The 4,315-nt window shown below is 41.4% G+C and carries 4 protein-coding genes and 1 pseudogene; 2 read left to right on the forward strand and 3 right to left on the reverse strand.

Annotation, left to right across the window (positions count from 1 at the left end; genetic code table 11):
* Positions 1–53: 53 nt before the first annotated feature.
* A pseudogene (locus tag WKF66_RS21500) lies at positions 54–737 on the reverse strand (IS91 family transposase); the annotation flags it as partial.
* Positions 738–1,364, reverse strand: a complete 627-nt coding sequence (locus WKF66_RS21505) for a tyrosine-type recombinase/integrase (protein ID WP_489676572.1) — start codon at positions 1,362–1,364, stop codon at positions 738–740. It abuts the pseudogene before it with no gap.
* Positions 1,365–1,883: 519 nt separating this feature from the next.
* Here WKF66_RS21505 and WKF66_RS21510 point away from each other — a divergent pair.
* Both WKF66_RS21510 and WKF66_RS21515 read left to right on the forward strand, forming a co-directional pair.
* Positions 1,884–2,861, forward strand: a complete 978-nt coding sequence (locus WKF66_RS21510; protein ID WP_489676573.1) for a YitT family protein — start codon at positions 1,884–1,886, stop codon at positions 2,859–2,861.
* A gap of 204 nt (positions 2,862–3,065) precedes the next feature.
* Entirely contained in the window at positions 3,066–3,416 is a 351-nt protein-coding gene (locus WKF66_RS21515; protein ID WP_489676574.1) for a tetratricopeptide repeat protein, read from the forward strand.
* Position 3,417: 1 nt separating this feature from the next.
* Here the strand turns inward: WKF66_RS21515 and WKF66_RS21520 are convergent, their stop codons facing one another.
* Positions 3,418–4,311, reverse strand: a complete 894-nt coding sequence (locus WKF66_RS21520) for an IS1595 family transposase (protein WP_489676575.1) — start codon at positions 4,309–4,311, stop codon at positions 3,418–3,420.
* Between the last annotated feature and the right edge of the window lie 4 nt (positions 4,312–4,315).

Raw genomic sequence — 4,315 nt, forward strand, 5'->3', positions numbered from 1 at the left:
ACAAATCTGAAAAACCGGCTCGGATCTTACAAGATGCGGTTGCCTGAATGCTTACGTTTGGCAAATACTACCCATTCTTTTTTGAACAGGGCGTTAATCAGTTCTTTATCCGCATGGCCCGTTTTAGATTTCAGAGATTGAACATATTTGGCCCTGAAAACCTTGCTCATCGCTTTAACCGGAAACAGATATTTCCCCTTGCTTTTGGCACTTTTCCATTGCCCTGATTTAGAGAGCCCGCCTCCCGGAATGATACAATGCAAATGCGGGTGAAGGCTTAACTGCTGCCCCCAGGTATGTAAGATGGAAATCATGCCCGTGGCTGCCCCCAGGTTTTTTGGGTTGTTCCCAAACGTGTTGATCGTTCCCCAGGCCGCTTCAAACAAAGCCCCGTATACTGCTTTGGGCTGGTGTAAGGCCAACGTATTCAGTATATCGGGCAAGGTAAACACCACGTGAAAATAAGGTACCGGCAAAAGTTCGGTTTCTCGCCTGGTGATCCATTCTTCCCGTTTATTCCCCTGGCATTTCGGGCAATGGCGGTTTCTACAGCTGTTATAACTAATCCGAACAATGCCGCAGGAGGTACAGGCATCCACATGTCCGCCCATAGCAGCTGTCCTGCAATTCTTTAGGGCACTTAATACCCGGATTTGCCAGGTGTTTATCCCGGCATGGGCAAGCACTTGCGGCCAGTGTTTTTTCAATACACTGGCCACCTCAAAAGCAGGCTGCAATTAAGATGGGCTGTAAAGGGTATCCAGCGGACTAAAGGGCTTCCGTCTGCCGGATTGCGCTACATGCAGATAGACCATGGTGGTGTCGATGCATTCGTGACCCAGCAAGTCTTTGATGGAAATGATATCCAAACCATCTTCCAGTAAATGGGTGGCATACGTATGACGCAGGGTATGTACCGTCATCTCCTTACTGATACCTGCAGCTTTTTTTGCTTCCTTTACTGCCCACTGTACACCACGCTGAGAATACCTTCCATCAAAATCTCCTCCGGCACGTCCTTCGGGTTTGCCGTTGAAGAGCCATTCTTCCGGGTTTTCTGCTCCAATGTAAAGCCGAAGTCCCCGGATTAGGATAGCGCTCAAGGGTACATAACGATCTTTCTTTCCTTTTCCTTGTTGCACATGCAGCATCTGGCGGTCAAAATCAAGATCCGCTAGCCTGACATTACGGGCTTCAAAGCAGCGTAGTCCACAACCATAGAGCAGACCTATCAGGATACGGTGTTTAAGCAATTTAGGGGCCTTTAACAAACGTTTTACTTCCTCCCTGCTCAATACGACGGGTAGTTTTTTTTCGTGTTTAATGCTTGGCAGTTCAATGTGCTTATCCTTCAAGCCCATCATCCGGAAAGCAAAACGAAGGCCGTACACGGTGAACTTAAAATAGGAGTCGGAAGGGGTGTTGTGCTGCTGCTGAATTAAATACAGGTAATCGTTAATCTGGTCGGTATCCAGTTCGGTGGGCAGGCAGTTAAAATGTAGGGCCAGTTTGGCCAAATGGGTGCTGTAACCTTGAAGGGTACTTTGGCTTTTACCACTGATTGAAATTTTCTGCTGCATATGGGCATACAATTCGGAAAATCCAGGTACTTTAGCACAAGCAGAGCTAATTAAGGTAGGGCTGTTGTCTTTTTTTTCATGATACTTATTTTGAAGGTTTGTTTCAGTAAAGAAAAGGGTTCTGCTTTAATTTGCCAGGCATCGCTTGAACAAAAGGTTTGGCAAAAGTGGCGGTTCAGTGCTCCGCAGACACATTTGTGATTAATCAAAAATTGGTTCTCCGCATCAACATTTGTGGTAAAAATCGCCACCTTCGCCAAGCCACAAAACGTTACCTGCAAGCGTAAAAAACATAACAGACAAATGAACCCATTTTGGACACAAATAATTATTCAGACAGTTCTTCGACACAAGGGACAAAAAACCGACCACAAAAATCGTTTTTCGGACTTTCAACTTGCCAAAGGGTATAGAGAGTTTTTAATTACTTTAAAAAGACATATCAAGGACTTTTTTCTTATTACGATTGGCATTTTTTCAGCCTCATTCGGTTTTAAAGGCTTCTTATTGACTAATCATTTTATTGATGGAGGCGCTACAGGTATTTCTTTGCTTATATCTGCTTTGACAGATATTCCACTTTACATACTCATCATTTGTGTTAACATTCCTTTTATCATTCTTGCCTATAATATTATGGGTAAGCAGTTTGCTATTAAGACAGCATTGGCAATAACAGGACTATCCATTTGTTTAGCGACAGTGTCCTTTCCTAATGTTACTAATGACAACTTACTTGTTGCAGTGTTTGGTGGATTTTTTTTGGGAGGAGGAATTGGACTTGCTGTAAGAGGCGGAGCAGTAATTGACGGAACAGAAGTTCTTGCAATTTTTTTAAGTCGCAAATTCGGGACTACTATTGGCGACATTATTATTGTAATCAACATTTTTATTTTTTCGGCAGCAGCATACTTCTTAGGATTAGAAGTCGCACTTTATTCAATGATTACTTACTTGGCAGCGTCAAAGACATTGGACTTTATTGTTGAAGGCATTGAAGAATATATTGGCGTGACAATTATTTCTTCTCACAGCGAAGAAATCCGACAAATGATTGTAAACACATTGGGCAGAGGCGTTACAGTTTATAAAGGACAGCGTGGTTTTGGCAAACACGGAGAGAAAAAAGAGATTGATATTGTTTATACCGTTCTGACACGACTTGAGTTAAATAAACTGAATACCGAAATTGAAAAGATTGACCCAAACGCATTTGTAGTTATGAGCAGCGTGAAAGACACGAAAGGCGGTATGATTAAGAAAAGACCTCACAAGCATTGACAACACAGCGCAAACAAGAACGCCAGTAGGTAACAGCACCTACAAAAAATTGGCGGTTCAGTGCTTCGTATGGCAGTTTTGTGGTTCAACAAACATTCGTTCATCGTATGAACATTTGTGGTAAAAATCGCCAAATTCTTGTAGCTGCCAACCGTTAGCAGAAATTTTAGACCGACAACAGAAACTTTAAAAAGATAAGACAATATGGAACTTGAAGTGGGTAATTATAATCTTGGAGCCGATGCTTTTAAACAAAAAAGGTATGAAGAAAGTGTTTGGTATTATACGCAAGCAATAAAAGACAATCCATTTTTAAGTTTTTCACAGGCATATTTATGGCGTGGAATTTCATTTTACTTCCGCAATGATTTTGAGAACTCAATAAAAGACCTAAATGAAGCTAATTTGGCAATTCAAAACGAACTTAGAATTCATAATTGGAGAGGTTTAAGTTACAAACAGCTTGGTAAATATGCAGAAGCAATAATAGATTTAAAAAAGGCTATTGAAATAGAGCCGAAATTTAGGGAGGCTTATATTGAACTATTGAATTAGGCTATTGACTAATAATCATTTTATATGTAAAGGGTGGTTTGGCTACCATCCGTCCCATCAGGTTCTCGAATATCCCTTCTTTCATTTTATGTCTGTTAAAGCGGTAGGTATATTCGTCAATGTAGGCCTGTAAATAAGTTACGGAGTGGTGCATTCCTCTCAACCAGGCTTTGAACATCATTATAGTTCGGTGCAATTGAGGGAAGTTCTTCCCTTTCTTCTCCGATTTTTCACGCCTTATATTGGGGAAATCTTTTTCCAATCCCTTATATCCCGCCCATCTATCTGTACGTATATAGGCCTGGGGATGAATATTATCGATCATAAACGGTTTGAGATTCTTCTTATGAGCGGTCTCAATTACTTTTCCATACATGCGGGAAACACCCTTTCCTCTTTTCTCAATGCCTATAACCACGAGTTTTTTCTTTCCTTCGTTACGCCCCAGAGCCTCATCGTCCTGGCCACCAACATAAGTTTCATCTACCTCTACTTTTCCTTCCATTGGAAAATGGTGACTGCTTTCCATGGCTTTCATCACCTTTTGTTTAAACAGCCAGCACGTCTTTTGACGTAACTCCAGTTTTCTGCTAAGTTCAGTACTGCTAATCCCTTTCTTGCTTGTGGCTACATAATAAACGATGTAAAAGGCTTTCAATAAGGGGAATTTGCATAAGTGGAACAAGGTACCGGCAGTGGCCGACTCGATAGAACGGCACCTGGTACATTGCCTGCCATATGAATCATGTCCTTTACAATAATTTCCATGACCACACTTGAGGCATTTATACCCATCAGGCCATTTTAAATCAGCCAGGTATTCCTTACATTTATCATCATTTGGAAATCGGGTCTGAAACTCGAATAAGGATAAACTTTTAAATCTTTTCTCCATACAA

Origin of the sequence: Pedobacter sp. (genome assembly GCF_037719805.1) — a bacterium.
Classification (GTDB): domain Bacteria; phylum Bacteroidota; class Bacteroidia; order Sphingobacteriales; family Sphingobacteriaceae; genus Pedobacter.

Excerpts from the sequence above, each read along its gene's own strand:
- WKF66_RS21505 (WP_489676572.1), bottom strand. The coding sequence starts at position 1,364 with ATGATGGGCTTGAAGGATAAGCACATTGAACTGCCAAGCATTAAACAC.
- WKF66_RS21510 (WP_489676573.1), top strand. The coding sequence starts at position 1,884 with ATGAACCCATTTTGGACACAAATAATTATTCAGACAGTTCTTCGACAC.
- WKF66_RS21515 (WP_489676574.1), top strand. The coding sequence starts at position 3,066 with ATGGAACTTGAAGTGGGTAATTATAATCTTGGAGCCGATGCTTTTAAA.
- WKF66_RS21520 (WP_489676575.1), bottom strand. The coding sequence starts at position 4,311 with ATGGAGAAAAGATTTAAAAGTTTATCCTTATTCGAGTTTCAGACCCGA.